Annotated in this window: 29 protein-coding genes; 22 read left to right on the top strand and 7 right to left on the bottom strand. The window is 57.6% G+C overall.

Annotated features, from left to right (window positions below):
* From QMG15_RS02720 to QMG15_RS02665, 12 genes are all read left to right on the top strand, one after another.
* Positions 1-447, top strand: a complete 447-nt coding sequence (locus tag QMG15_RS02720; RefSeq protein ID WP_281789375.1) for a biopolymer transporter ExbD — start codon at positions 1-3, stop codon at positions 445-447.
* 2 nt (positions 448-449) lie between these two features.
* Positions 450-872: a biopolymer transporter ExbD gene (locus QMG15_RS02715; protein WP_281789374.1), complete on the top strand. Its 423-nt coding sequence runs from the start codon at positions 450-452 to the stop codon at positions 870-872.
* A gap of 102 nt (positions 873-974) precedes the next feature.
* Positions 975-1,430, top strand: coding sequence for a (2Fe-2S)-binding protein (locus tag QMG15_RS02710; protein WP_108359288.1), 456 nt, complete (start codon positions 975-977; stop codon positions 1,428-1,430).
* Between the two features lie 2 nt (positions 1,431-1,432).
* Positions 1,433-3,676: a molybdopterin cofactor-binding domain-containing protein gene (locus QMG15_RS02705; protein ID WP_281789373.1), complete on the top strand. Its 2,244-nt coding sequence runs from the start codon at positions 1,433-1,435 to the stop codon at positions 3,674-3,676.
* The gene (locus QMG15_RS02700) at positions 3,673-4,650 is read left to right on the top strand and encodes a tripartite tricarboxylate transporter substrate binding protein (RefSeq protein WP_281789372.1); all 978 of its coding nucleotides are present in this window, start codon (positions 3,673-3,675) and stop codon (positions 4,648-4,650) included. The genes QMG15_RS02705 and QMG15_RS02700 overlap by 4 nt, the downstream gene beginning before the upstream one ends.
* A 22-nt stretch (positions 4,651-4,672) precedes the next feature.
* The gene (locus QMG15_RS02695; protein ID WP_281789371.1) at positions 4,673-5,746 is read left to right on the top strand and encodes an amidohydrolase family protein; all 1,074 of its coding nucleotides are present in this window, start codon (positions 4,673-4,675) and stop codon (positions 5,744-5,746) included.
* Between the two features lie 13 nt (positions 5,747-5,759).
* The gene (locus QMG15_RS02690) at positions 5,760-6,677 is read left to right on the top strand and encodes a dioxygenase (protein ID WP_281789370.1); all 918 of its coding nucleotides are present in this window, start codon (positions 5,760-5,762) and stop codon (positions 6,675-6,677) included.
* Between the two features lie 27 nt (positions 6,678-6,704).
* Positions 6,705-7,472: an SDR family oxidoreductase gene (locus tag QMG15_RS02685; protein ID WP_281789368.1), complete on the top strand. Its 768-nt coding sequence runs from the start codon at positions 6,705-6,707 to the stop codon at positions 7,470-7,472.
* An 18-nt stretch (positions 7,473-7,490) separates the two neighbouring features.
* Positions 7,491-8,375: a 3-keto-5-aminohexanoate cleavage protein gene (locus QMG15_RS02680; RefSeq protein ID WP_281789367.1), complete on the top strand. Its 885-nt coding sequence runs from the start codon at positions 7,491-7,493 to the stop codon at positions 8,373-8,375.
* Positions 8,376-8,396: 21 nt separating this feature from the next.
* On the top strand, positions 8,397-9,392 hold the full coding sequence (locus QMG15_RS02675) for a zinc-binding alcohol dehydrogenase family protein (RefSeq protein WP_281789366.1): 996 nt from the start codon (positions 8,397-8,399) through the stop codon (positions 9,390-9,392).
* Positions 9,393-9,409: 17 nt separating this feature from the next.
* The gene (locus QMG15_RS02670; protein WP_281789365.1) at positions 9,410-9,769 is read left to right on the top strand and encodes a cupin domain-containing protein; all 360 of its coding nucleotides are present in this window, start codon (positions 9,410-9,412) and stop codon (positions 9,767-9,769) included.
* A gap of 29 nt (positions 9,770-9,798) precedes the next feature.
* Entirely contained in the window at positions 9,799-10,788 is a 990-nt protein-coding gene (locus tag QMG15_RS02665) for a tripartite tricarboxylate transporter substrate binding protein (protein WP_281789364.1), read from the top strand.
* Positions 10,789-10,793: 5 nt separating this feature from the next.
* On the opposite strand, the gene QMG15_RS02660 is transcribed toward QMG15_RS02665, so the two are convergent.
* The 4 genes from QMG15_RS02660 to QMG15_RS02645 are packed head-to-tail and all read right to left on the bottom strand — an operon-like array spanning position 10,794 to position 13,768.
* Entirely contained in the window at positions 10,794-11,219 is a 426-nt protein-coding gene (locus tag QMG15_RS02660) for a tripartite tricarboxylate transporter substrate-binding protein (RefSeq protein WP_281790062.1), read from the bottom strand.
* Positions 11,220-11,256: 37 nt separating this feature from the next.
* On the bottom strand, positions 11,257-11,649 hold the full coding sequence (locus QMG15_RS02655; RefSeq protein ID WP_281789363.1) for a VOC family protein: 393 nt from the start codon (positions 11,647-11,649) through the stop codon (positions 11,257-11,259).
* On the bottom strand, positions 11,646-12,584 hold the full coding sequence (locus QMG15_RS02650) for a hydroxymethylglutaryl-CoA lyase (RefSeq protein ID WP_281789362.1): 939 nt from the start codon (positions 12,582-12,584) through the stop codon (positions 11,646-11,648). Before QMG15_RS02650 ends, QMG15_RS02655 begins: the two co-directional genes overlap by 4 nt.
* Positions 12,581-13,768 (bottom strand): CoA transferase, encoded by a 1,188-nt coding sequence (locus tag QMG15_RS02645; RefSeq protein ID WP_281789361.1) that lies wholly within the window; start codon positions 13,766-13,768, stop codon positions 12,581-12,583. Before QMG15_RS02645 ends, QMG15_RS02650 begins: the two co-directional genes overlap by 4 nt.
* Before the next feature lie 113 nt (positions 13,769-13,881).
* Between QMG15_RS02645 and QMG15_RS02640 the strand changes: the two genes are divergently transcribed.
* Positions 13,882-14,787 carry a LysR family transcriptional regulator gene (locus tag QMG15_RS02640; RefSeq protein ID WP_281789360.1) on the top strand — a complete coding sequence of 302 codons (906 nt, stop codon included), beginning with the start codon at positions 13,882-13,884 and terminating at the stop codon, positions 14,785-14,787.
* On the opposite strand, the gene QMG15_RS02635 is transcribed toward QMG15_RS02640, so the two are convergent.
* Positions 14,784-16,148, bottom strand: a complete 1,365-nt coding sequence (locus QMG15_RS02635) for a carbohydrate porin (protein WP_281789359.1) — start codon at positions 16,146-16,148, stop codon at positions 14,784-14,786. The two genes, QMG15_RS02640 and QMG15_RS02635, sit on opposite strands and share 4 nt — an antisense overlap.
* 135 nt (positions 16,149-16,283) lie before the next feature.
* Here QMG15_RS02635 and leuC point away from each other — a divergent pair, with 135 nt between their 5' ends.
* Genes leuC through leuB form a run of 4 tightly spaced genes read left to right on the top strand, consistent with a single transcriptional unit; the run spans position 16,284 to position 19,618 of the window.
* Positions 16,284-17,705 carry a 3-isopropylmalate dehydratase large subunit gene (leuC, locus tag QMG15_RS02630; RefSeq protein ID WP_281789358.1) on the top strand — a complete coding sequence of 474 codons (1,422 nt, stop codon included), beginning with the start codon at positions 16,284-16,286 and terminating at the stop codon, positions 17,703-17,705.
* Positions 17,706-17,720: 15 nt separating this feature from the next.
* Positions 17,721-17,855, top strand: coding sequence for an entericidin A/B family lipoprotein (locus QMG15_RS02625; RefSeq protein ID WP_281789357.1), 135 nt, complete (start codon positions 17,721-17,723; stop codon positions 17,853-17,855).
* Positions 17,855-18,499, top strand: a complete 645-nt coding sequence (gene leuD, locus QMG15_RS02620; protein WP_104801555.1) for a 3-isopropylmalate dehydratase small subunit — start codon at positions 17,855-17,857, stop codon at positions 18,497-18,499. Before QMG15_RS02625 ends, leuD begins: the two co-directional genes overlap by 1 nt.
* 33 nt (positions 18,500-18,532) lie before the next feature.
* Positions 18,533-19,618: a 3-isopropylmalate dehydrogenase gene (gene leuB, locus QMG15_RS02615; protein ID WP_281789356.1), complete on the top strand. Its 1,086-nt coding sequence runs from the start codon at positions 18,533-18,535 to the stop codon at positions 19,616-19,618.
* Positions 19,619-19,664: 46 nt separating this feature from the next.
* Here the strand turns inward: leuB and QMG15_RS02610 are convergent, their stop codons facing one another.
* Together QMG15_RS02610 and QMG15_RS02605 are read right to left on the bottom strand one after the other, a co-directional pair.
* Positions 19,665-19,952, bottom strand: coding sequence for an addiction module antidote protein (locus QMG15_RS02610; protein ID WP_281789355.1), 288 nt, complete (start codon positions 19,950-19,952; stop codon positions 19,665-19,667).
* 9 nt (positions 19,953-19,961) lie between these two features.
* Positions 19,962-20,270 carry a type II toxin-antitoxin system RelE/ParE family toxin gene (locus QMG15_RS02605; protein WP_281789354.1) on the bottom strand — a complete coding sequence of 103 codons (309 nt, stop codon included), beginning with the start codon at positions 20,268-20,270 and terminating at the stop codon, positions 19,962-19,964.
* A gap of 290 nt (positions 20,271-20,560) precedes the next feature.
* Here QMG15_RS02605 and asd point away from each other — a divergent pair, with 290 nt between their 5' ends.
* The 5 genes from asd (at position 20,561) to trpB (ending at position 26,178) form a co-directional block, all read left to right on the top strand.
* On the top strand, positions 20,561-21,691 hold the full coding sequence (asd, locus tag QMG15_RS02600) for an aspartate-semialdehyde dehydrogenase (protein ID WP_281789353.1): 1,131 nt from the start codon (positions 20,561-20,563) through the stop codon (positions 21,689-21,691).
* Between the two features lie 21 nt (positions 21,692-21,712).
* Complete coding sequence (locus tag QMG15_RS02595; RefSeq protein WP_281789352.1) at positions 21,713-23,341, top strand: FimV/HubP family polar landmark protein; 1,629 nt, start codon at positions 21,713-21,715, stop codon at positions 23,339-23,341.
* 5 nt (positions 23,342-23,346) lie between these two features.
* Entirely contained in the window at positions 23,347-24,144 is a 798-nt protein-coding gene (truA, locus tag QMG15_RS02590; protein ID WP_281789351.1) for a tRNA pseudouridine(38-40) synthase TruA, read from the top strand.
* Positions 24,141-24,821: a phosphoribosylanthranilate isomerase gene (locus QMG15_RS02585; protein WP_281789349.1), complete on the top strand. Its 681-nt coding sequence runs from the start codon at positions 24,141-24,143 to the stop codon at positions 24,819-24,821. Before truA ends, QMG15_RS02585 begins: the two co-directional genes overlap by 4 nt.
* A 67-nt stretch (positions 24,822-24,888) precedes the next feature.
* Positions 24,889-26,178: a tryptophan synthase subunit beta gene (gene trpB, locus QMG15_RS02580; protein WP_281789348.1), complete on the top strand. Its 1,290-nt coding sequence runs from the start codon at positions 24,889-24,891 to the stop codon at positions 26,176-26,178.
* Positions 26,179-26,184: the final 6 nt, after the last annotated feature.

The raw sequence follows: 26,184 nt of genomic DNA, 5'->3' as shown, positions 1-26,184 counted from the left end.
ATGGCCATGCACCTAGGCCCCAGCGAGGGCGACGATGAACTGTTGACCACCATCAACACCACGCCTTTGGTGGATGTGATGTTGGTGCTGCTCATCATCTTTCTCATCACCATTCCGGTGGTGACCACGTCCGTCAAAGTGGAATTGCCGCACGAGGTACAACAACCGCGCGAGACCAAGCCCGACAACATCATTCTGTCGGTCAACGCGCAAGGCCAAGCCTATTTGTATGACGCGCCGGTACGTAGCAACGCAGACCTCATCAAGCAACTGCAAACCTTTGCCGAGAAAACACCGCAGCCCGAAGTGCAAATTCGCGGTGACGCGAAAACAGACTTTGAAGCCGTGGGCCGCGTGCTGTATGCCGCGCAAGTGGCGGGGCTGACCAAGGTGCGGTTTGTCACAGACCCACAGGGTCTTGCCGCCACAGCACCGCAGGGGAAATAAGCATGGCGATGAATCTGCAAACCACAGACGAACCTGACGTGATGATGGACATCAACACCACGCCATTGATCGACGTGATGTTGGTGTTGCTCATCATGCTCATCATCACCATTCCCGTGCAGCTGCATTCGGTCAACCTTGACATGCCGCAGAGCGCCACGCCACAGCAAAAGAAACCCAACGTGGTGCGCATTGAAGTGGACGCACGCAGCGTGGTCAACTGGAACGGCAAACCCTTGGCCGACCGCGCGGCACTCGACGCCATGCTGCTAGAAGCCAAAGCCCAAGAGCCACAACCCGAGCTGCACATCAAAGCACAAGGCAAAGCCAAGTACGAAGCGGTGGCCGGTGTGTTGGCCAGCGCCCAACGTCAGGGCCTGACCAAGATTGGCATTGTGGGCACGGAGCAATTTGCCGCGCCCTAAATTCGGGTAATCACTAAGACCATGGCCCTCGTGTTGCCATGGTGACTCACCTGCCAAGAAGCTGTCGATAGGATCCGCCATCCCATCCTTCAGGAGCCTTGCATGGTTCAGTTCAAACTCAATGGACAGGCGGTTCAAACGACTGCCCCCAACAACACTCCGTTGCTGAATGTTTTGTCCAATGATTTAAAAATCAACGGCACAAAATTTGGATGTGGCAAAGCACAATGCAATGCCTGTTTGGTCATGGTTGATGGCAACCCCATGAAGTCATGTGTTGCGCCAGTCGCGTCCGTTGCTGGGCGCAGTGTTACCACACTCTCTGGCATGAAAGAAGGCGACAAACCCAGCCGCTTGCAACAAGCCTTCATCGACGAACAAGCGGCGCAATGCGGTTATTGCACCTCGGGCATGATCATTCAGGCACAAGCCCTGCTCGACCGAAACCCACGCCCCACCGATGCCGAGGTGCGCACGGCACTCGATGGCAACTTGTGCCGATGCGGAGCGCACAACCGGATTGTTCGTGCCGTGCTGCGCGCAGCGAAGGAGGCATGATCATGCACAAAGAACTCACAGCCAGCCGTCGTGGATTTCTGAAGACCACCGGATATTTGTCTTTGGCGTTTGCCATCCCGCTCGACAGTGCGCTGTCACAAGCGAACCCAAACACCCCCCGTTTGCCTGGTGATTTACAAACCAACCGCAAGCTCAGCGCATGGTTGCGCGTGAATGCCAATCAAACCGTCACGCTGCTGGTTGGCAAAGTTGAATTGGGACAAGGCATCTTGACGGCCGTTTCGCAAATCTGCGCCGATGAACTCGACATCTACTTGAACCGCGTTCAGGTTATCTCGGGCGATACCGCATTGGTCCCCAACGAAGGCGTGACAGCAGGCTCGTTTTCCATGCCTTACTGTGCGACGGCGGTGCAGCACGCATCGGCTGAAGTGCGCGCCATCTTGCTTGAACTGGCTGCTGAAAAACTCAATCAACCCGTCAACAGTTTGACGGTGCAAGACGGCAAGGTCTTGGCATCCAATGGCAGCAACGTTGCATATTGGGATTTGATCGTGGGCGAGTCACTCAACCGCGAGGCAACGGGCACCATCAAGCCCAAACCCGCCTCCCAACATCGCTACATCGGTCAATCCGTGCACCGCGTTGACTTGACGCCCAAGATCTTGGGTGAAGCCAAATTTTTGCAAGAGCACCGCCCTGCGGGCATGCTGTTTGGTCATTTGGTGCGCCCCCCCACCTACGCGGCCAAGCTGCTGTCGGTCAACGCAGCTAGCGTGCAAAAAATGCCAGGCGTGGTGAAAGTGGTGCGCAATGGCAGCTTCTTAGGTGTGGTGGCCCAACGCGAAGAACAAGCCTTGGCGGCTGCCAACGCACTGAATGCTTCTGCCAAATGGGAAGTTGAAAAGAAGCTGCCCACGCACGACGGTATTTTTGATTGGCTGCGCACCACCAAGCCCAACCGCGTCATCAACACCAAAGTGCAACCACGTGTCGGCGGCGAAACACCCGCCAAAACCATCGAAGCCACCTACTACCGCCCGTACCACATGCATGCCTCCATTGGTACATCGGCAGCCATTGCCACGATGGGCGCCGATGGTGTGATGCTGATTCAAACCCACAGCCAATCGGTGTTTGAAACCAGCATCGCCATTGCCAAAATGTTGGGCCTTGAACCTGGCAAAGTGCGTTGCCAACACATGCAAGGGGCGGGCTGCTATGGCCACAACATGGCCGACGACGCGGCGGCTGATGCCGCGCTTTTGGCCATGGCTGTGCCAGGCAAGCCCGTGCGGTTGCAATACACACGCGAACAAGAACACAAGTGGGAACCCTACGGGTCGGCCATGGTGATTCAAACCAAAGCGGGCGTCGACGCCAACGGTAACGTGCTGGATTGGGACTTACAAATTTGGTCCACACCGCATAGCACACGACCTGGTGGTGAACCAGGCAATTTGTTGTCAGCCCGTTACCTAGAAAAACCGTTCGTCCAGCCCGTGCCCACCAACGGCGGACCACCCAACTATGCAGCCGATCGCAATGGCATCGCTTTGTATGACTTTGCAGGCCACCAGGTGCTGACGCACTTCATCACAGACATGCCTGTGCGTGTGTCTTCCACACGCGGACTGGGAGCTTACGCCAACGTGTTTGCGATTGAGTCCTTCATGGATGAACTGGCACTGGCCGCCAACATCGACCCACTCACCTATCGCCTGCGTTTCTTAAAAGATGAACGTGCACGCGACGTGTTGCAACAAGCTGCCGACAAGTTTGGTTGGAACAGTTGGAAGAAAACAATCAACCGAGGTCGCGGTATTGGCTTTGCGCGCTACAAAAACATTGCCGGCTACTGCGCGGTAGCCTTAGAGGTAGAGGTCAACCCACGCAATGGGCGCATTCGTGTTGTGCGCGCCGTGGCTGCAGCGGACTCAGGCCATATCGTGAATCCAGATGGCGTGAGCAACCAAATTGAAGGCGGCTTGATTCAGTCTTTGAGCTGGTCGTTGAAAGAAGAAGTGAAGTTTGATGACACACAAATTTTGTCCACCGACTGGAACAGCTACCCCATCCTGACCTTCTCAGAAATTCCTCAGGTGGAAGTGGTGTTGGTCAACCGTCCAGGAGCCCCGTTCTTAGGGACGGGCGAAGCATCGCAAGGCCCCACCAGTGCAGCGCTGGCCAATGCGGTGTTTGATGCCACGGGTGTAAGGTTTCGCCGACTGCCGCTCACGCCTGAGCGCGTCAAGCAAGGCTTGGACAAAAAAGGAACTGCATGAAATTAATCAACACACTGGGGGCACTCGCACTGTGCGTTGGCGCGTTGTCCAGCATGGCGCAAACCAGCACTACACGCGACTACCCCAACCACCCCATCAAAATGGTCATCCCCTACGCAGCGGGTGGGCCGATGGATTTCATCGGCCGCACCTTGGCCCCGCGTTTGTCGCAGGCCTTAGGGCAGCCCTTGGTGATCGACAACCGTGCCGGTGCGGGCGGCGCCATTGGCACCGACGTGGTAGCCAAGTCAGCACCCGATGGCTACACGATGCTCAACACCTCGTCCAGCCACGCCAGCTTGCCCGTTGTGTCGGCCAGCTTGCCCTACGACCCCATCAAAGATTTCGCGCCCATCACGTTAGTTGCCAACAGCGTGGGTTTTGTAGTGGCCGCACGGCCTGACCTGCCCGTGAAAAACTTGAAAGAGTTGCTGGCCGATGCCAAAGTCAACCCTGGCAAGTACACCTTTGGTTCTGGCGGTGTGGGCAACGTGATGCACTTTGCAGCCGAGTTTTTGTGTACCAGCGCAGATGTAAAGATGACCCACGTGCCCTTCAAGGGCGTGAGCCAATCGCTCAACGATTTAGTGGCAGGCCGCATTGACTTTGTCATTGGTGCGCCCACCGCCGTGCTGCCTTTGGTCAAGTCAGGCAAGCTCAAGGCCTTGGCCATCACCGCACGCAAACGTTGGAGTGAATTGCCTGATGTGCCCACCATTGATGAAGCGGCAGTGAAGGGCTTTGTTTACACCCCTTGGTACGGTTTTTGGTTTCCTGCGGGCGTGCCTGCCGAGCAGGTTGTACGCATGCGCACCGAAGTCAACAAACTCTTGGAAGACCCAGACATCAAACGCGCGTTTGCAGAACAAGGTTTTACCACCGTGGGCTCTAGCTCTGCCGAGTTCAGCAAAGTCATCGCTGACGAAATTGCGATGAACAAGAAGTTAGCCACGCGTGTGGACTTCACACAGTAAATCAAACACCTAGGAGGCTTCGATGTTTCACACCACCACCGACAGTTCTTGTAACCACTGCGCGCCACGCCGCAGCTTTTTGACAGGCCTGCTTACAGCCACTGCCGCCACCGTGTTGCCTTCGTGCGCCACCACATCCAAAGACGCGCCCTTGCCCGCCGTTGCCAAACGTGCCTTGGTCGACGTGCATCACCATGTGTGGGCACCCGCGTTCTTGAAAGAGCTAGAAGCGCGCAAACTGGCCGAGCCCCCCGCACGCAACTGGTCGCTCAACAAAACCATGGACGACATGGCCAAAGCCGGCGTGACCTACACCCTCACCTCGCCCACCACCCCCGCCGCTGGTTTTGGTGATGTCGCCACCATGCGCAGCATGGCACGCATCAGCAACGAGTACGGCGCACAACTGGCCCGCGACTACCCCAACCAGTTTGGCTTCTTTGCCACGCTGCCCATGCTTGATGTGGATGGCGCACTGGCTGAGATTGCCTACAGCTGCGATGTGCTCAAAGCCAACGGCATTGCCATGCTTACCAGCTACAACGGCAAGTGGTTAGGCGACAAAGCGTTTGCGCCCATCATGGACGAAATCAACCGCCGCAAGCTCATCGTCTACACCCATCCGTCCAACACCCAATGCTGTCAAAACTTGCAAGAGGGCGTGCCTGGCTCAACGATTGAATTCGCCACAGACACCACGCGCACCATCACCAGTTTGCTCTTCAGCGGCACGGCCACGCGCTGCAAAGACATCAAGTTCATCTTCTCGCATGCAGGCGGCACCATGCCGTTCTTGGTCGAGCGACTCGTCATGTTGCCCAAGCTCAATGCCAACTTTGGCAAGATCTTGCCCAGCGACCAAGTGCTGCCCACCTTGCGCAGCTTTTACTACGACACAGCACAAGCGTCGCACCCAGGCGCGTTGCTATCCCTCTTGAATTTAGTCGATGTGTCGCAGGTGGTGTTTGGCACAGACTTCCCTTACCGCACCTCGCTCGACCATGTGAAAGGTCTCATGGCCATGGGCTTCAGCATGAACGACCTCACGGCCATCGAAAGTCGCAACGCACTGCGCATGCTGGGTCGCGCCGCTTAAGACTTGTTGCTGTATGTCAAACACCAAGCTCACACTACCCACCACACCTGAGTCGATCTTGCCTTTGGTGATTGAAGCCATGTCTCACACACCCGATCCGCGCCTGCGTGAACTGATGGCCTCGCTCACCTCGCACTTGCATGCGTTCATTCTTGAGACAAAGGTCACCGAAGAAGAATTTGAACGAGCTGTGAAGTTCTTGATCGACATCGGAAAAGCCACGGGTGAAAAAACCAACGAAGTCATTTTGGCTGCCGACCTATTGGGCGTATCTTCTTTGGTCGCGCTATTGAACAACCCAGCCAACCATCTACAACGCGATCACCCAGCTGCAAAAGAGGCCGCCTCACACGCCGCCTTGCTTGGCCCCTTTTGGCGTGCCAATGCGCCCTTCTGCCAAAGCGGTGACAGCATTGCACGCGGCAGCACGCAGGGCACGCCGCTGGAAGTTCGCGGTGTTGTGTACGACAAGGAGGGACAACCGTTGCCCAATGCAACCGTCGACGTATGGCACGCCTCACCCGTGGGGCTGTACGAAAATCAAGACGACACGCAAGAAAACATGAACCTGCGCGGTCGTTTCAAAACCGATGCACGCGGTGCCTACTTTTTCAAAACTGTGCGTCCTGCTGGCTACCCCGTGCCTACCAACGGCCCTTGCGGCGACTTATTGCGCGCTCAGCTGCGCCACCCCAACCGGCCGGCCCATTTGCATTTCATGGTGTCCACGCCAGGTCACAAAGTGCTCATCACGCAAGTGTTTGCCGATGGTGATGACAACCTCACCAGCGATCCTGTGTTTGGTGTCACCGCACCGCTGGTGGGCCAATATGAAGAACGCACTGTCAATGGCCAACGCCAAGCCCATTTGACGCACGACTTTCACTTGGTGGCGGGCGAGATGACTTTTCCCCACCCCCCCATTCCTTGATTTTTTACCCCGAAGAACTAGAACACTATGACCTCCCACTTTGAACCCACAGACTCATTGACCGGCAGTGTCGCCGTCATCACCGGTGGTACTGGCGCCATTGGTTTGGCCAGCGCACACCGCTTGGCCAAACTTGGCGCGCGCTGTGTGTTGCTCTACAACTCTGAAGCGCCCGAATCAGCAGCAGCCAAAGCGGCAGCTCTGCCTGGCTCAGGTCACCTGACTTTTAAAGCGCAAGTCACCGACAGCGCCTCGCTCCAAGCCGTTGCCGACCAGGTAGCGGCACTGTACGGCGTGGTCCACATCCTCGTCAACAGCGCGGGCTACACCAAAGCCGTGCCTGCCAACGACCTAGACGCTCTGACCGACGAACTGATCGACGACATCTTGAAAGTCAACTTTCGTGGCGTGATCGCCACCATCCGAGCCTTCATGCCTTTGCTCAAAAAGTCAGAGGACGGCTTGATCGTCAACATCTCCTCGATCGCAGGTTTCACAGGCACAGGCAGCAACTTGGCCTACGTCGCAGCCAAGGCGAGCATCGACGTGGTGGGCGACGCATTGGCTAAAGCTTTTGCGCCTAACGTGCGCGTGATCTCGGTCTCGCCCGGTGTGGTGGACTCCACCTTTGTACCGGGCAGAGGTGCTGACTTCAACGACAAAGTAGCCCCCACCATTCCACTGCGCCGCATTGGCACCGTGGACGATGTGGCCGCAGTGGTGCAAGCATGCGCCACCACCATGCGTTATGTCACAGGCACACGCATCGTGGTCGACGGTGGTCGCCACCTTTGATTGAAAAGTAAAACTGACATGAGCCAAAAAACATTTCTCACCTGTGCCGTCACCGGCAACATCACGACGCCTGACCAAACTCCGCATCTGCCTGTCACACCAACACAGATCGCTGATGAATGTTTGTCAGCGGCAGAAGCCGGTGCCGCCGCCGTGCACATCCATGTGCGCGACCCCAAGACAGGCAAACCATCCATGGAGCTAGAGCTCTACCGCGAAGTGTTTGACAAAGTGCGCCGCGCCAACCCCGAGCTGATCATCAACCTCACCACCGGTCCTGGTGGGCGTTTTATTCCTAGCGTGGAAGACCCACGCGTTGCTGCACCAGGGTCAACCTTGGTACAACCCGAAAAGCGCGTAGAACATGTGCGCATTCTCAAACCCGATGTGTGCTCGCTGGACCTCAACACCATGAACTCAGGTGGCGATGTGGTGATCAACACCCCGCGCAACGTGCGCATCATGGCCAAGATCATGCGCGAGGCAGGCGTCAAGCCGGAGCTTGAAATTTTTGACTCCGGTGACATGCATTTGGCACGCGACCTGATTGCCGATGGCACGCTCGAAGGCCCCGGCATGTGGACTTTTGTAACGGGTGTGAAGTACGGTTTTTCACCCTCACCCGAAACCTTGCTCTATGCCCGCAGCTTGCTGCCTGCAGGTGCCATTTGGTCCGCCTTTGGCATTGGCCGATTTGAATTCCCCATCGTCGCGCAAGCTTGGTTTGCAGGTGGGCATGTGCGTGTGGGCATGGAAGACAACATCTATTTGGAAAAAGGCGTGTTGGCCAAAAGCAATGCCGAGTTGGTGACCAAAGCCAAACGCATCATCCATGACTTGGGGGGCGAATTGGCTAACCCACGCGAAGCACGCGCGATGCTGAACTTGTCCAGCCGCACTTGATACAAAGAAGGAACACAGGAAATGTCGATTCAAAAAGAAGTCTTGCGCGCCGTACGCGTGAACGCCAAAGCCGCCTCAGCCGATGAACTGGCGCCCACCCTTGAAAAGCAAACACCCCCAACATTGCAAAAAGGCGAAGCTTTGGTGCGCGTGCGCAGCGCAGGTGTGAACCCCAGCGATGTCAAAGCGGCGCTCGGCATCATGCCGCAAGCCGTATTTCCGCGCACGCCTGGCCGCGACTTTGCAGGTGTGGTGGTGGACGGCCCCAGTGCATGGGTAGGCAAAGAGGTGTGGGGCTCGGGTGGCGATGTGGGCATCACACGCGATGGTTCGCACGCTGGTTGGCTGGTGCTGCCCGAAGCGGCCTTGCGCGAAAAACCGAAGAATTTGAGTTTTGAAGAAGCAGGCTCAGTGGGGGTCCCCTTCATCACCGCCTATGAAGGTTTTCGTCGCAGCGGCATGCCGCAACGCGGACAAACCGTGGCGGTCATGGGTGCCAACGGCAAAGTCGGCCAAGCCGCCGTGCAACTAGCCGTACAAGCCGGTGCCAATGTGATTGCGGTTCGACGCGGTTCTGGCGAGTGGGATGGCCCATCTGAAGGCGTGCACACCATCGACGCCAAAACAGAAGATGTGACCGCTCGCATACGTGAACTCAGTGACGGCAAAGGCGCACACATCGTGTTCAACACCGTGGGGAGCCCCTACTTTGAAGCGGCCAACAAAGCCATGGCTAAAGGCGCGACACAAATCTTCATTTCCACCCTCGAGCGCCCTGTGCCATTTGACATCTTCACGTTCTACCGTGGCATGCACACCTATGTGGGCATCGACACCTTGGCGCTCAATTGCATTGAAACCAACGAACGCATGCAAGCCATGCGCGCTGGTTTTGAGGCGGGCACACTGCACCCCTTTGAAGTGAGCTCGGACGCGGTGTTCTCACTCGACCAAGTATTGGCGGTTTACAAAGAAGTGTTGAGCGGCGCCAACCGCCGCGTGGTCTTTAACCCTTAGAACGCAGAGCCCATCATATGAACATTACCCGACTCAACCAAGCGCCCGAGTACGTGGCGCCCAATCACTTTGACATGCAATGTTTGCGTCTACAAGGACGCGAAGCGGGCCCCGCCGTTCAACTCTGGATGGGCATGTCGATCTTGAAACCAGGTGGCCACACCACACTGGACGGATCACCCATTGAAAAACACTACGTGGTGTTGCAAGGCGAACTCACACTCGTGAGCGAACTCGACGGCGTGGAAACACGCGAAGTGCTACATGCCTTCGACTCATGCCGTTTTGCGCCGGGCGAGAAACGGCAGGTCATCAACCACACCCAACAAGAAGCGCGGATCTTGTTGGCTATGCCGTTTGATCCCCCCGCCGTTTAACTCAATCAAAAACAACAGGAGACAAAACCATGCACACCACACCCTTCACACGTCGACAGAGCTTGCAATGGGCCACGACTTTGGCAGCCAGCTCTGCACTGCCCAGCTTTGCACAATCCGAATGGCCCAAAGACAAAACCATCACCTTTGTTGTGCCCTTCACAGCAGGCAGCGGTACGGACGTGATTGCGCGTAGCGTGGCTGAAAAGCTCGGCCCCCTCTTGGGTGCACAAATCGTCATCGACAACAAAACGGGTGCAGGTGGCACCGTGGGCGCAGCGCTGGTGGCCAAGGCACCAGCCGATGGCTACACCATGTTGGTTCACAGCTCAGGTCATGTGGTCAACCCAGCGCTGTACCCCAAGCTCAGCTATGACACACTGAAAGACTTTGACGGCATCAGCCCACTGGCGAGCTTGCCTAACGTGATCGTGGTGTCACCCAGCAAGGGCTATAAAGATGTGGCCGACCTGGTGGCCAAAGCCAAGGCTCAGCCCGGCGTCCTGAACTACGCCTCTGCAGGCAATGGTTCAGCCACGCACATGAATGCCGAAAAGTTCCGTGTGGTGGCCGGTATTCAAGCCCAGCATGTGCCCTACCGCGGTACGCCGGAGGCATTGACCGAAACTGCATCGGGCCGCATCGACTGGTTCTTTGCCCCGCTGGTGTCAGCGCTGCCCTTGATTCAAAGTGGCCGTCTACAAGCCTTGGCCGTGAGCACAGCACAGCGTTCGCCATTGCTGCCCAATGTGCCATCCATCGCAGAGGCAAGCTTTGCAAACGCGGCCTACACCTTCTGGGTGGGTTTGTTCGTGACAGCCAAAACACCCAAACCTATCGTGCAAAAACTGCATGCAGGTGTGATGAGCGTACTGGCCATGCCTGATGTGAAAGACCGTCTTGAAAAACTGGGTGCCGCAGCCATGCCGATGCAGCAAGATGCATTTGAAAAATATTTAGATGCAGAAACCCTTGCCGCAGCTCAGCTGGTCAAGGCTGCAGGCATTCGCATCGAATAAGGACATCAGTCAGCCGTGATCTTGGCTGACTTGATGACACCGCCCCAATAGTCCAACTCTTTGCGGGTGAATTCGCCTAACTGTGCAGGCGTGAAGGCCTCGACCGAGGTGCCGGAATCTTCGGCCTTCTTGCGCACTTCTGGCATCTGCAAAATCTTATTCACTTCCGCATTGAGCTGTTGCACGATGGATGCTGGTGTGCCGACAGGCGCGTACAAGGCAAACCATGAATCCAGGTCATAGCCTTTCAAGCCTGCCTCAGTGGCCGTTGGGACATCGGGCAACGACGGCAAACGCTTGGCACTGGTGACGGCCAACGCACGCAAACGTCCAGACTTGATGTGGCTCACCACCGATGCAGGGGTGGTGATGTGCAAGTCCACCGTGCCGTGAAGTCGGTGCTGCCGACCGGTGGCGTCGGAACGACCAATGTATGCGGCGTCTCCTTCTTGTTGGAATAGGTTGGTCTTACGCCAACTCTGAAATTTCGATCAAATTCAAATCTGGGTCGCGCACATACACCGACCTGATTTTTTGAGTGGCGCCCGTGCGCATGACGGGGCCTTCCACAATGGGCCAGTTCGCAGCGTTCAGTTGGGCGATCACGTTGTCCAGTGGTATCGAGGCAATGAAACACAAGTCCAGCGCGCCCGGCACAGGCAGATGGGCTTTGGGCTCAAACTCTTTGCCACGCACATGCAAGTTGATTTTTTGGTTACCAAACTTCAAGGCTTGGCGCGTGACAGGGGGTGTGCCGCCCACAAAACTTTCCAACGTCATGCCCATCACACGGGTGTAAAAGTCCACACAGGCGTCTTCGTTGAAAGTGGTCAACACCAGATGGTCGAGGTGGTCAATCATGCGGCGGGCCCTTTGAGTTCAGACACATAAGCGGGTGCTGGGTGCAGGTCGGTGATGCGCCCAGCTTTGGCCACTTGGCCTGGCACATCGTGACCCACGATGGCGGGCAAATGGCGCGCCACGTTCAGCAACTTCGTGAGGTCAATGCCTGTGTCGTAGCCCATGGCATCCAGCATGTGAATAGCATCTTCACTGCAAATATTGCCACTTGCACCCGGTGCATACGGACACCCACCCAAACCGCCTAATGAGCCATCCAAACGGGTAATGCCGCCTTGCACTGCCGCCAGCACATTGGCCAAGCCCATGCCGCGCGTGTTGTGAAAGTGCAGCGTGAGTTGCGTATGCGGCAGTTGCTGCTGCAACGCCTCCACCATGCGGCTCACTTGCGCTGGATGCGCCATGCCCGTGGTGTCGCAAATGGTGAGGCCACGCACGCCTAAATCGGCAAAGCGTTGCGCGAACTGCTCCACCACCGCCTGAGGTACATCGCCCTCCATCGGGCAACCAAAGCACGTCGACAACGACACGTTGATCGGCGTTCGGCCATCCACATGACGCACCACCTCGGCCAAAGACGCAAAGCTCTGCTCGCGCGTCATGCGCAAATTGGCAAGGTTGTGCGTCTCAGATGTGGACATGACCAAGTTAAGCTCATCCGCACGTGATTCGAGCGCACGTTCGGCGCCGCGCAAATTGGGCACCAGCACGGTGTACTCAACGCCAGGCACGCGGGTGATGCGTCCCATCACTTCTTCGGCATCGCGCAGCATGGGAATGGCTTTGGGTGACGTGAAGGAAGTGGATTCAATCTTGGCGTAGCCGCATTGACTGAGTGCGTCGATGAGCGCAATTTTGTCGTCGGTGGCGATGAAGTTGGGTTCGATTTGGAAGCCGTCTCGGGTGACGACTTCGTTGAAATAAATACGTGTCATGCGACGATGCCTTTGTCTTTGAGGGCTTGAATTTGTGTGGGCGTCAAACCAATTTCGTTGAGCACCGCATCTGTGTCTTGGCCAATGGTGGGCGCGTTGCGGCGATGGCTGCCTGGCGTGCGTGAGAGTTTGGGAATGATGCCGGGCACAGCCAGAGATGTGCCGTCGTCCATCTGCACGTGTTGAATCATGCCGCGCGCTTGGTAATGCGGGTCTGCCGCAATGTCGGCCACGGTGTAGATGCGGCCGGCGGGCACGGCAGCTTGGTCCAACGCCTCCAGCACCTGCGCCACCGTGCGTTGGGCGGTCCACACACCAATGGCGGCATCAATTTCTGCCACGCGTTTGACGCGTCCGGCGTTGTCGGTCAACGCGAGGTCGTTGCCCAAATCATCCCTGCCCATCGTGTGCATGAGGCGTTTGAAAATGCTGTCGCCGTTGCCTGCAATCAACACATAACCTTCGTCCTGGCAACGGTAGGCATTGCTCGGTGCGATACCGGGCAAGGCACTGCCCGCCGCTTCGCGCACGGCGCCAAAGGCGCTGTACTCGGGCAACAGACTTTCCATGCAGTTGAACACCGCCTCATACAAAGCCACGTCAATCACTTGACCTTGGCCACTTGTTTGGCGCTCTTGCAGCGCCATCAAAATGCCAATCACGCCGTGCAGCGAAGCCAAGGTATCGCCAATGCTCACGCCCACACGCACCGGCACACGGCCAGGCTCAGCGGTGAGGTGGCGCAAACCACTCATGGCCTCTGCCACCACGCCAAAGCCGGGCTTGTCGCGGTAGGGACCGGTTTGCCCGTAGCCGCTGATGCGCAACATGATGAGGCGCGGGTTGAGGGCCAACAGCTCGTCGGGGCCAAGGCCCCAGCCTTCCATCGCACCTGGGCGGAAATTTTCAATCAACACGTCCGCATCTTTGACCAGTTGGCGCACGATGTCTTGCGCGGCCTTGTCTTTCAGGTCCAGCGCCACGGAGCGTTTGTTGCGCGATTGCACTTGCCACCACACAGAGGTGCCGTCTTTGAGCAAGCGCCACTTGCGCAAAGGGTCGCCGGTCTTGGGCGTTTCAATCTTCACGACATCGGCACCAAAGTCGGCCAGCGTTTTGGCGGCAAAAGGGCCGGCGATGAGTTGGCCGAGTTCGACCACTTTGAGTCCTGTCAACGCGCTCATGATTTTGAAGGGGATAAATCAAACATGGCGGGACTATAAAAACAAACCACCGAACAAGGAATTGCTATTGCGTAGAATTTCCTTCGCGTTTCGCGAAGGATGAAAATCACGCCATGAAAAAAAGCTTCAACTTAAGCCGGTTCGACTTTGTCACGCTGCGCCTTTTCTGCGCGGTAGCGCAAAGCGGCAGCATCACCAAAGGGGCTGAAACCTGTCATTTGGCCCTGTCTGCGGCCAGCCGCCGCTTGTCTGACTTCGAATCAGCCACGGGTTCGCAGCTCTTAGAGCGCAGCAAGAAAGGGGTGCAGCTCACCCCCGCAGGGCATTTGGCTTTGCAACACTGCATTCGCTTGTTTCAAGGTTTGGAGCGTTTCAACAGCGAGTTGAGCGATTACTCGCAAGGCATCCGCGGCCATGTGCGTTTGTGGGCCAATATGTCATCTCTCACCGAATACCTGCCCAGGATCCTGCATGACTTTTTATCAAGCCATGCCGACATCGTGGTGGAACTGGAAGAGCAACTCAGCGGTGACATTGCACGCGCCTTGATCGACGGCATCGCAGACATTGGCGTGTTGGCCAATGAAACGCCGATGGACGGGCTGACCGTGGTGCCTTTTCAAACGAATGAGCTGGTGCTGCTGTGCCACGCGAGCCACCCACTGGCCAAACAAAAAAAAGTGGATTTCAAAACCTGTCTGCAATACGACTTCGTGGGTCTGAACCAAGGCAGCTCGTTGCTAGAACTCACGTCACGCGTGGCAGAGAAAGAGGGCCAACACATGCACCTGCGCGTGCAAGTCAGAAGCTTTGATGCCATGTGCCACATGATTGCCGCAGGCCTAGGCATCGGCGTGCTGCCCCTAGGTGCCTGCGCCAGCCAAGTGCAAGCGCTCAAGCTGAAGGTGGTGAGTCTCAAAGACCCTTGGGCACAGCGCCAACTGGCGGTGGCGTTCAACCCCAAGCGCGCGTTGTCGCCGTCGGCGCAGCTGCTTTTGAAGGCGTTGACGCCGGCTTAAAACTCGGCGTGTAAACGCGCCGCATACACATGAACCGGCCCACGGTCGGCGTTGTATGCGGGGTTTTGGATGCGTTGGTAATCGGCCGTCAGCCACGTGCCGCGCGTCATTTGGAAGCTGTAGAAAGCCTCCAAAATTTGTTCTGGCCTGTAACTCAGCGTTTGCGTAGCGCCTGCCGCATCGCCAATGAAGTACGACATGCCCCCAGCGGCCAAGAAGCCACGACGTTCAGGCGACAAAGTGTTGCGCATGAAGGCCACGCCCACCGCATCGTCGGTACGTCCCCACAAGCCACCTTTGAAAACAAGCCCCGTCGACAGCGACCCATCCGCTTCGGTGAAGGCATAAGTTTCGGTACGGCCATCGGCTTTCATGGCACGCAAGAAGAAACCCACGCTCGGGTTGATGGCTTGCTCAATGTTGACGCCCAAACCGTATTTGATTTTTTCGCCGCCACGCACAGCGATGAGCGCCTGTGGTGTGGTTTGTAAACCTGGGTGGCTTTGCAGCCACTGCGTCGCATCGTTGAAACTGGCCACTTGCGCGCGATTGCGCCACGCCAGCACACGCACTTTGCCCGGCTGATCGGCCAACATATGGCCGCGTTCAACCTCGACTTGGTCACCGTAGTGTTTGCCCAAAGCGAAATCGACAGGCAAACCATTGGGCTCTTTGGGACCGGTCATACGGCCAAAGCGCAGCACCCAGTTGTCTTGATACCACTCGCCCGCAAAGCCCCAGCCAAAGCCACGGGCATCTGCCGCGTAGTCGTAAGAAGCGTAGGTCCAGTTACCCCAGTTCATAAACTGGGTACGCGGGTCCTTGGCATAGGCGTTGTCGTCAAACACGTCCAAGGTCGAGAAATTACCCACGGTCAACACAAAGCGGTTTTTGTCGACCCAGCCTGCCATTTGGTTGAAATCGGGCTCGACTTTCTCTTGCCCCCCACCCTGGTTCCAAGTTTGGCGCACAAACAGGCGCTGGCGGTAGAGCTTGGGCGTGCTGCCGCCGGCACGGGTGATTTCACCGTTGGTAAAGCCGCCCAAGCCCACCAAGTTGCCTGAAAACGGAATGCCCGAAGCCACCTCGGGATTGAAATACAGCTCACCGTCTTGCCACGGGCGAAAGCCCCAGTGTGCGGTGGTGCTGAAGGTGTACATGCGCTCACTTTGCGAGGACAAGCTGTTCGCCCCCGAGTAGCCAGCCTTGAACGCGTTGTGGTGCTGCCAGTTGTAGGTGAGCTGATAACGCGCCGTGGTGTCTTCAGTTTCAGCCACTGGCGCAGATTGCGCCCACACACCGACCGCAGCCAGGCTGCACAGCACTGAAACGGCGAGTTGTTGAAGCGGGAAATGAGGCATGAAAGACGGAAAAGTAAAGCAAGCAAACATCGAGCGATGTCGCCGACGGCTCATTGTAGGAAGGCTTTATTTCATTTCCATGAATCAGCACCCGCGCTCCCGCATAAAATCGCAGGCTCCACCTAAGGAAGACTCATGGGACGCACCCTTTACGACAAGATTTGGGACGAGCACGTCGTCCACACCGAAGAAGATGGCACATCCATCCTCTACATCGACCGCCATTTGGTGCACGAAGTCACCAGCCCACAAGCGTTTGAGGGCATTCGTCAAGCGGGCCGCAAGGTCTGGCGCGTCAGCTCCATCGTGGCCACCGCCGACCACAACACCCCCACCACCGGCTGGGAGCTGGGCTACGACGGCATCACCGACCCCATCAGCAAAGAACAAATCACCACGCTGGACGCGAACATGGCCGAGTTCGGCTCTGCCGCGTTCTTCCCGTTCATGTCCAAGCGCCAAGGCATCATCCATGTGATTGGCCCTGAGAACGGCGCCACCCTGCCCGGCATGACCGTGGTGTGCGGCGACAGCCACACCTCCACCCACGGCGCATTCGCCGCGTTGGCCCACGGCATCGGCACCTCTGAGGTCGAGCACGTCATGGCCACGCAAACCTTGTTGGCCAAAAAAGCCAAGAACATGCTCATCAAAGTCGAAGGCACACTGACCAAAGGCGTGACCGGCAAAGACGTGGTGCTGGCCATCATCGGCAAGATTGGCACAGCCGGCGGCACAGGCTACACCATTGAGTTTGCGGGTTCTGCCATTCGCTCACTCAGCATGGAAGGCCGCATGACGGTGTGCAACATGGCCATCGAAGGCGGCGCGCGCGCTGGCTTGGTGGCGGTGGACGACAAAACCATCGAATACGTCAAAGGCCGCCCTTTGTCCCCCACCGGCGTGGAATGGGACCAAGCCGTGGCGTACTGGAAAACGTTGCACTCTGATGCCGACGCCAAGTTTGACGCCGTGGTCGAGCTCAAGGCCGAAGACATCTTGCCGCAAGTCACTTGGGGCACCTCGCCCGAAATGGTGCTGGACATCAACGGCATCGTGCCCGACCCCGACAAAGAAAAAGACGCCAACAAGCGCAGCGCGATTGAACGCGCTCTGACTTACATGGACTTGCAACCCGGCAAAGCGCTGAATGATTTGTTTGTGGACAAAGTGTTCATTGGCTCTTGCACCAACAGCCGCATTGAAGACATGCGCGAAGCAGCTGCGGTGGTCAAGAAGCTGGGCCAAAAAGTGGCCAAGAACATCAAGCTCGCCTTGGTGGTGCCCGGCTCTGGCTTGGTCAAAGCGCAAGCCGAAGCCGAAGGTCTGCACGAAATTTTCAAAGCCGCTGGCTTTGAGTGGCGTGAGCCCGGTTGCTCCATGTGTTTGGCCATGAACGCCGACCGCTTAGAGCCCGGCGAACGCTGCGCGTCGACCAGCAACCGCAACTTCGAAGGCCGTCAAGGCAACGGTGGCCGCACCCATTTGGTCAGCCCCGCCATGGCAGCTGCAGCCGCCATTCACGGCCACTTTGTGGACGTGCGCAAGTTCGCGTAACTCAGGAGCATCGCTATGAACAAACTTCTGTTGATCGCTTTAGCCCTCGTGGCGGTGGTGGGCCTCAGCGCCTGCAACACCCTACGCGGCATTGGCCAAGATGTGCAAAAGGCCGGTACGGCCATTGAAGACGCAGCGAAGAAAAAATAATGCAGAAATTCACCTTACACAAAGGCATCGTGGCTCCGATGGACCGCGAGAACGTCGACACAGACGCCATCATTCCCAAGCAGTTTCTGAAGTCCATCCGCAAGACAGGCTTTGGCCCCAACTTGTTTGACGAGTGGCGCTACTTGGACCACGGCGAACCCGGCCAAGACCCCGCCAGCCGCAAGCCAAACCCCGACTTCGTGCTGAACCAGCCGCGCTACAAGGGCGCTTCAGTACTTTTGGCCCGCAAAAACTTTGGCTGCGGTTCGTCACGCGAACACGCGCCTTGGGCGATTGACCAATACGGCTTCCGCGCCGTGATTGCGCCTAGCTTTGCCGACATCTTCTTCAACAACTGCTTTAAAAACGGCTTGCTGCCCATCGTGCTGCCCGAAGCTGCGATTGACCTGTTGTTCAACGAAGTGCATGCCTTCCCTGGCTACGAGTTGACGATCGATTTGGAAAACCAAGTCATCGTTCGCCCACAAGGCGAGACCATTCCGTTTGACGTGCAAGCCTTCCGCAAATACTGCTTGCTCAACGGTTTTGACGACATTGGCCTGACCCTGCGCCAGTCCGACAAGATCAAAGCCTTTGAAGCCGAGCGCTTGGCCACCAAGCCTTGGTTGGCACACACGATGTAACGCACGCACGCTCAAGACAACAAGAAAGCACACATGAAAATCGCAGTTCTCCCCGGTGATGGCATCGGTACCGAAATCGTCGCAGAAGCCGTCAAGGTTTTGAATGTTTTGGACTTGAAGTTCGAGATGGAAACCGCCTTGGTTGGCGGCGCCGCATTTGACGCGCACGGCCACCCTCTGCCCGAAGCCACCTTGAAGCTGGCCATGGCCTCTGACGCCGTGTTGTTCGGCGCTGTGGGCGACTGGAAATACGACACGCTGGACCGCCCCCTGCGCCCCGAGCAAGCCATTTTGGGTTTGCGCAAAAACATGGGCCTGTTCGCCAACTTCCGCCCTGCCATTTGCTACGAGCAATTAGTGGGCGCATCGAGCTTGAAGCCTGAGCTGATTTCTGGCCTCGACATCCTCATCATCCGCGAGCTGACCGGCGACATTTACTTTGGCCAGCCTCGCGGCCGCCGCGTGGCTACGGACGGTCACTTCCCCGGTGCGGAAGAAGCGTTTGACACCATGCGCTACTCCAAGCCCGAGATCGAGCGCATTGCCCATGTAGCTTTCCAAGCCGCCCGCAAGCGCAAAGCGGCTGGCTTCGAGGGCCGCGTGACCAGCGTGGACAAAGCCAACGTGCTGGAAACCTTCCAATTCTGGAAAGACGTGGTGAGCGAAGTGGGCAAAGAGTACCCAGACATCGCCCTAGACCACATGTACGTCGACAACGCCGCCATGCAACTGGTGAAAGAGCCAAAGCGCTTTGACGTGGTCGTGACCGGCAATATGTTTGGCGACATCTTGAGCGACGAAGCCTCCATGCTCACAGGCTCCATCGGCATGCTGCCCTCAGCCTCACTGAACAGCAAAAACCAAGGCTTGTACGAACCCAGCCACGGCAGCGCGCCCGACATCGCAGGCAAAGGCGTGGCCAACCCCTTGGCCACCATCCTCAGCGCCGCCATGATGCTGCGCTTTAGCTTGAACCAAGCAGCAGCAGCTGACCGCATCGAGACAGCCGTGCAGCAAGTGCTGGCTCAAGGCTTGCGCACTGGCGATATCTACAGCGAAGGCACCACCAAAGTGGGCACCTCGCAAATGGGTGATGCGGTGGTGAAGGCCTTGCGTTAATTCAACGCGGCCTCGTCAACGACAAACGCGCCTTAGGGCGCGTTTTTTATTGAGCCGTGGCGTGAAGCCGTAGCCCTAAAGCGCGCACAACTTTGATGATGGTGGCCAGCTCAGGGTTGCCCGTGGACGACAAAGCTTTGTAAAGGCTCTCACGTCCAAGTCCTGTATCGCGAGCCACTTGCGACATGCCCTTCGCGCGAGCGATGTCCCCCAGCGCAGCAGCGATCAAAGAGGAATCACCCTCCTCTAAAGCTGCCTCTAAATAGGCAGCCATGTCTTCTTCGGTTTGCAGATGCTCTGCTGCATCCCATGCCCGTGTTGCATTGTTTGCCATGAATATCTCCTAAAGCATCTTGGCCAGTTCATGCGCCATCGCGATATCTCGCGACTGACTGCCCTTATCACCACCAGCCAGCAGCACCACAAGCTGCGTGCCACGCTGAACAAAATAAATTCGATAACCCGGCCCGTAATCAATACGCAGCTCAGATACGCCTGCACCCACAGCCTTCACATCACCGAGGTTTCCCAAAGACATTCGACGAATTCGAATATCAATTCGAGCCCTTGCTGTGCGGTCTCGCAACGCGGCAAACCAGCGAACGTAATGCTCTGTTTGCCTAATTTCAATCGGGGCTTGATTGTATTCCATGAGATACATTTAACCAAGTCACAAAATTTGCAGATGAAGAATTTCTCAAAAAGGTGTCAGCCAGTCCTAAGCCCCCATCCGATACAATCGTTTCTATGTTTCACGCCCGCTCGTTCTCTCTGAACTCCGCAGCCTCCGCACCGGTGGCTGCTAGCACGCGCGTGATCACACTCAAAACCACGACCATTAAGGGCTAAACAGCTCCGGTTCGTCGTGCGCCCCCCGGCCAGACGAGCCGGGCAAACAGTCAGGTCTGGCACTGTTTTCTACATTTGAAAAGGCGTTGAAAAATGAGCAAGTTAGTAGGTTTAGTCGGTTGGCGCGGCATGGTCGGCTCGGTGTTGATCGACCGCATGGTTCAAGAAAAAGACTTCGATCTGATCGAACCCGTGTTCTTCTCCACGTCTAACGCAGGTGGCAAAGCCCCCGCGCAAGCCAAGAACGAAACCACGCTCAAAGACGCCAACGACATCGAAGCTTTAAAGAAGTGCGACATCGTGCTCACCTGCCAAGGTGGCGACTACACCAAAGAGGTGTATCCCAAGTTGCGCGCTGCTGGCTGGAATGGCCACTGGATTGACGCCGCGTCTAGCCTGCGCATGGCCGACGACGCCGTGATCGTTTTGGACCCCGTCAACCGCAACGTGATCGACAGCGCCTTGGGCAAAGGCGGCAAAAACTGGATCGGCGGCAACTGCACCGTGAGCTTGATGCTCATGGGCTTGGGCGGCTTGTTCCAACACAACATGGTCGAGTGGGTCAGCGCCATGACGTACCAGGCGGCTTCGGGCGCGGGTGCACAAAACATGCGCGAGCTGCTGAGCCAAATGGGCGCTTTGCACGACGCCGTGAAAGACGACTTGGCCAACCCCTCTTCTGCCATCTTGGACATCGACCGCAAAGTGTCGGCCACCATGCGCAGCGCTGAGTTCCCCACCAAAAACTTCCGCAACACGGCCTTGGCTGGCAGCTTGATCCCTTGGATCGACGTGCCCGTGGAGCACGGCCAAAGCAAGGAAGAGTGGAAGGGCGGCGCTGAGTGCAACAAGATCTTGGGCAATCCAGCCTTCCGCACTGCGGGCTCGATCCCCATTGACGGTCTGTGCGTGCGCATTGGCGCGATGCGCTGCCACTCACAAGGCTTGACCATCAAGCTGAAAAAAGACGTGCCCATGGACGAGATCGAAAGCATCTTGGCCAGCGCGAACGATTGGGTCAAAGTGGTGCCGAACGTGCGCGAAATCAGCGAACGCGACCTGACACCCGCAGCCGTGACCGGCACGCTCACTGTGCCAGTGGGACGCCTGCACAAGATGGCGATGGGCAACGACTACTTGGGCGCGTTCACCGTGGGTGACCAGCTGTTGTGGGGCGCTGCCGAGCCATTGCGCCGCATGTTGCGCATCCTGCTCGAGGCGTAAAACAAAGTAATATCTTTGGCTATGAAAAAAGCCCCCCGCACTGCTTCCAATTTGTTCCAGCGCTCAGCGCTGTGGGCAGCCCTGTCACTGTCGGTCTTCGGCAGTGCGCAGGCACTCACTTTGAGTCGCCCTGTCGTACAAAGCAAGCAGGGCGAGGCTTTGCGCGCAGAGATCGACATCAGCGAAATCACGGCTGCTGAACAAACCGAGTTGCAAGCAGGCATCGCCAGCCAAGAAATTTACAAAGCGGCGAAGATGGAGCTGCCCGTCAGCAACGGTGTGCCACTTGAGATTCAAGTCCAACTGTTGCGTCGCGACAACGGAAAACTCTATCTGAAGGTGAGCAGCAAGCAAGCCATTCATCACAATTCGCTCGATGTGTTGATTGATTTGCGATGGGCGACAGGCCGCCTGCTGCGCGACATCAGCTTGTCGCTGGATGATGGCAAGTCAAACGCAAAACCCATCGCGGCCTTACCCGTTTCGGGTGGTGCCGCTGCGGGCAAAACCGCACAACCTATCACCGTCAAACGCGGCGACACCGCCAGCGAACTGGCTGCAGGCAAAACGCCAGAAGGCGTGTCTTTAGAACAAATGTTGCTGGCCTTGTTGCGCAGCAACCCCGATGCCTTTGTCGAGTCCAACGTCAACCGCATGAAGGAAGGCGCTTTGCTGACCTTGCCCACGGAGCAAGAAGCCAAAGCCGTGTCGCGCGAAGAAGCGCGCAAAGCCATCCAAATTCAAACCAAAGACTTTGAAGCCTACCGCGCCGAGCTGGCCGCACGCGCCCCCGGCGGCACCGTGCCCAAGGCGGCCCGCGATACCGCAGGCAAGCTCGAAGCTCAGGTGCAAAACAAAAATGCCAAGACCAACCAAGACAAGTTGACCTTGGCCAAACCCGGCAGCAAAGACGCTGCTGCCGACAGCATTGCCCAGCAACGCGAAGCCCAAGACGTGGCCACCCGCGCTGCCGAATTGAGCCGCAACATTGCCGAACTCGGCAAGATTGCAGCAGCCACCGTGACCAATGCAACGAGCCCTGCGTCTGAAGCAGCCTCTGCAGGCGGCGCATTGCCCGTGGAAGTGCCCGCCAGTGCAGCCTCCGCCAATGGCGAATGGCTCAACGAACTGCGTGAACACAGCCTCACACCCGTGGGTGCTGGCAGCCTGATTGCCATTTTGGTGTTGGTCGGTTTGTGGCGCCGTCGTGCTTTGAACAAGAGCGACGACGACATTCAAGGCTTGCCACCACTGAACGTGAAGTTCAATCTGGACTTGCCTGAGTTCGACGGCCAAAACCCTGTTGAACGTGGCTACATCCACGAAGTCGCCACGCACATGCACGATGCGCATGAACACCCACACGACCATGCGCATCACGCGCATGACGACGCGGATGATGCGCACGAAGAAGAACGCACTTACAGCGCCGAGCAACCCGCACGCCCCACCATGGAAATGCCCAACATTTCTTTGGACTTGGACGATGTCGGCCACCCCAGCCCCTACCAAGTGCGCATCGACTTGGCTGACGAGCTGTGGAACTTGGGCCAACTGCACACCAGCCGTGCCTTGATGGAAGAGGTGGCGATAGAAGCCTCTGGTGCTGACAAAGAAAAAGCCCTCCAGTGGCTGGCTGAACGAGGCTAAGCCGTATGCGCATCGCCATGGGCTTGAGCTACAACGGCCAAGCCTACGAAGGCTGGCAGAGCCAACTCTCTGGCAAAACAGTGCAGGACAAGCTTGAAAAAGCGCTGTCCAAGTTCACCCAAACTCCCGTCTCTACCTTGTGTGCAGGCCGCACCGATGCCGGTGTGCATGGCCTCATGCAAGTGATTCACTTTGACACCGAGCTTGACCGCACGCCCTACTCGTGGGTGCGCGGCACCAACCGCTATTTACCGCTCGACATTGCGGTGCAATGGGCGCGTGAAATGCCGCGTGAATTTCACTGCCGTGGCAGCGCCATTGCACGCCGCTATGCCTATGTGGTGCTCGAATCCGCCGTGCGCCCCAGCGTCGAAGTGGGCCGTGTCGGCTGGGTGTACCGCCCGCTCGACCTTGAAGCCATGCAAAAAGCCGCGCAGTACCTGATGGGTGAACACGACTTCACCTCATTTCGCGCGTCGAGCTGTCAAGCTCTCACGCCCGTCAAAACCATGACGCGCATCGACATCACCCGCAAAAGCACTCAGCCCGGCTCAGCCGTGTGGCGCTTTGAGTTTGAAGCCAGCGCGTTTTTGCACCACATGATTCGCAACCTCATGGGTTGCTTTGTGAAGATTGGCAGTGGCGACAAACCGCCGGAGTGGATGGCCAACGTGCTGGCCGCCCGCGACCGCGATGCCGCCGCCCCCACCTTCAGCCCCGATGGTTTGTATTTCTTGGGTCCCCGCTACGACGCACAGTGGGATTTGCCTGACCGTACCCCTGCGTATGATGGATTGCCATGAACCGCACGCGTATCAAAATTTGTGGACTCACCCGTGAGCAAGACGTCGACGCCGCCGTGGCCGCAGGCGTGGACGCCATTGGCTTTGTCATGTACGCCCCTAGCCCGCGTGCGGTGACGGTGGAGCGTGCCGCCGAGCTGGCCTTGCGCTTGCCCGCCTTCGTCACGCCCGTGCTGCTGTTTGTGAATGAAACCTCCGAGGCCATTGCCCACGCGTGTGTGCAAGTGCCAGGCGCGTGGCTGCAGTTCCACGGCGACGAAACGCCCGACCACTGCCGCAAGATTGCCCGCACCTTGGGCCGCCGTTGGATTCGGGCTGCCCGCATCCCGCTAGAAACCCCTGCGGGCGAAGAAGCTTTCGACCTCTTAAAATACGCACAAGATTACTCAGACGCCCAAGCGGTGCTGCTCGACGCCCATGTCGACGGTTACGGCGGCGGCGGCAAAACATTCAATTGGTCACAGCTTCCTCCAAACGTCAACGCTCACCTCGTCTTGTCTGGTGGACTCAACGCTGCCAACGTGACCGATGGCATTCGCGCGCTGCGTAACCACGGCCATTCGTTGGCGGTGGACGTGAGCTCTGGCGTGGAATCGGCCAAAGGCATCAAAGATGCGGCCAAGATTCACGAATTCGTCCGAGCCGTACGCGCAGCCGACGCAGAGCACCCGCTCTAAGCACTCCTCCTCTTTTGTTTGAAGCACTTGGGCGCGTAAGCCCCAAGGCAATTTTTGTAGGCTATCTATGTCGAACTACCAACAACCCGACGCCAAAGGCCACTTTGGCATTTACGGCGGCAGCTTCATCAGCGAAACGCTGACTCACGCGATTGAAGAGCTCAAAGACGCGTACGCCAAATACCAGCACGACCCCGAGTTCATCGCCGAATTCAAGTCAGAACTCGCCCACTTCGTCGGCCGCCCTTCTCCCATCTACCACGCAGCCCGTATGAGCCGCGAAATGGGTGGCGCGCAAATCTTCTTGAAGCGTGAAGACCTGAACCACACTGGCGCTCACAAGATCAACAACACCATCGGCCAAGCCATGCTCGCCAAGCGCATGGGCAAGCCCCGCGTGATTGCCGAAACAGGCGCAGGCCAACACGGCGTGGCCACCGCCACCATTTGCGCACGCTACGGGTTGGAATGCGTGGTCTACATGGGTGCTGAAGACGTCAAACGTCAAAGCCCCAACGTGTACCGCATGAAGCTCTTGGGCGCGACCGTGGTGCCCGTTGAATCAGGCAGCCGTACCCTCAAAGACGCACTCAACGAAGCCATGCGCGACTGGGTGGCCAACGTGGACAACACCTTTTACATCATCGGTACGGTGGCGGGTCCACACCCCTACCCAATGATGGTGCGCGATTTCCAAAGCGTGATTGGCGAAGAGTGCCTCACGCAAATGCCCGAGATGTTCAAGAGCTTGAAGATGGCCGAGCAGCAGCCAGACGCCGTGGTCGCCTGCGTGGGCGGCGGCAGCAATGCCATGGGCATCTTCTACCCCTACATCGACCACGCCAACACCCGCCTCATTGGCGTGGAAGCCGCTGGCGAAGGCATGGACACCGACCGTCACTCCTGCTCGTTGCAGCTGGGCGCGCCCGGCGTGTTGCACGGCAACCGCACTTACATCTTGCAAGACGAGAACGGCCAAATCACCGAAACGCACAGCGTGAGCGCTGGCCTCGACTACCCCGGCGTGGGCCCCGAGCACGCGTTCCTCAAAGACATTGGCCGCACCGAATACGTGGGCATCACCGACAAAGAGGCGTTGGATGCCTTCCATTACCTGTGCCGCACCGAAGGCATCATCCCCGCGCTCGAATCCAGCCATGCCGTGGCCTACGCCATGAAGCTGGCCAAGACCATGAAGCCCGAGCAATCCATCTTGGTCAACCTCTCAGGCCGTGGCGACAAAGACATTGGCACCGTGGCCGACCTGAGCGGCGCTGACTTCTTCTGCCGTCCGAGCTGCCAAGGCCAATCGGTCAAAGGTGGTCCGACAGAACAAACCGTGAAAATTGTGAAGTGAGCAGCA

The sequence above is a fragment of the Limnohabitans sp. INBF002 genome, assembly GCF_027924905.1.
In the GTDB taxonomy this organism is placed as follows: Bacteria; Pseudomonadota; Gammaproteobacteria; order Burkholderiales; family Burkholderiaceae_C; genus Limnohabitans.
Note: the sequence above shows the minus strand (reverse complement) of the source record. Positions and strands in the feature narration are given on the sequence as shown.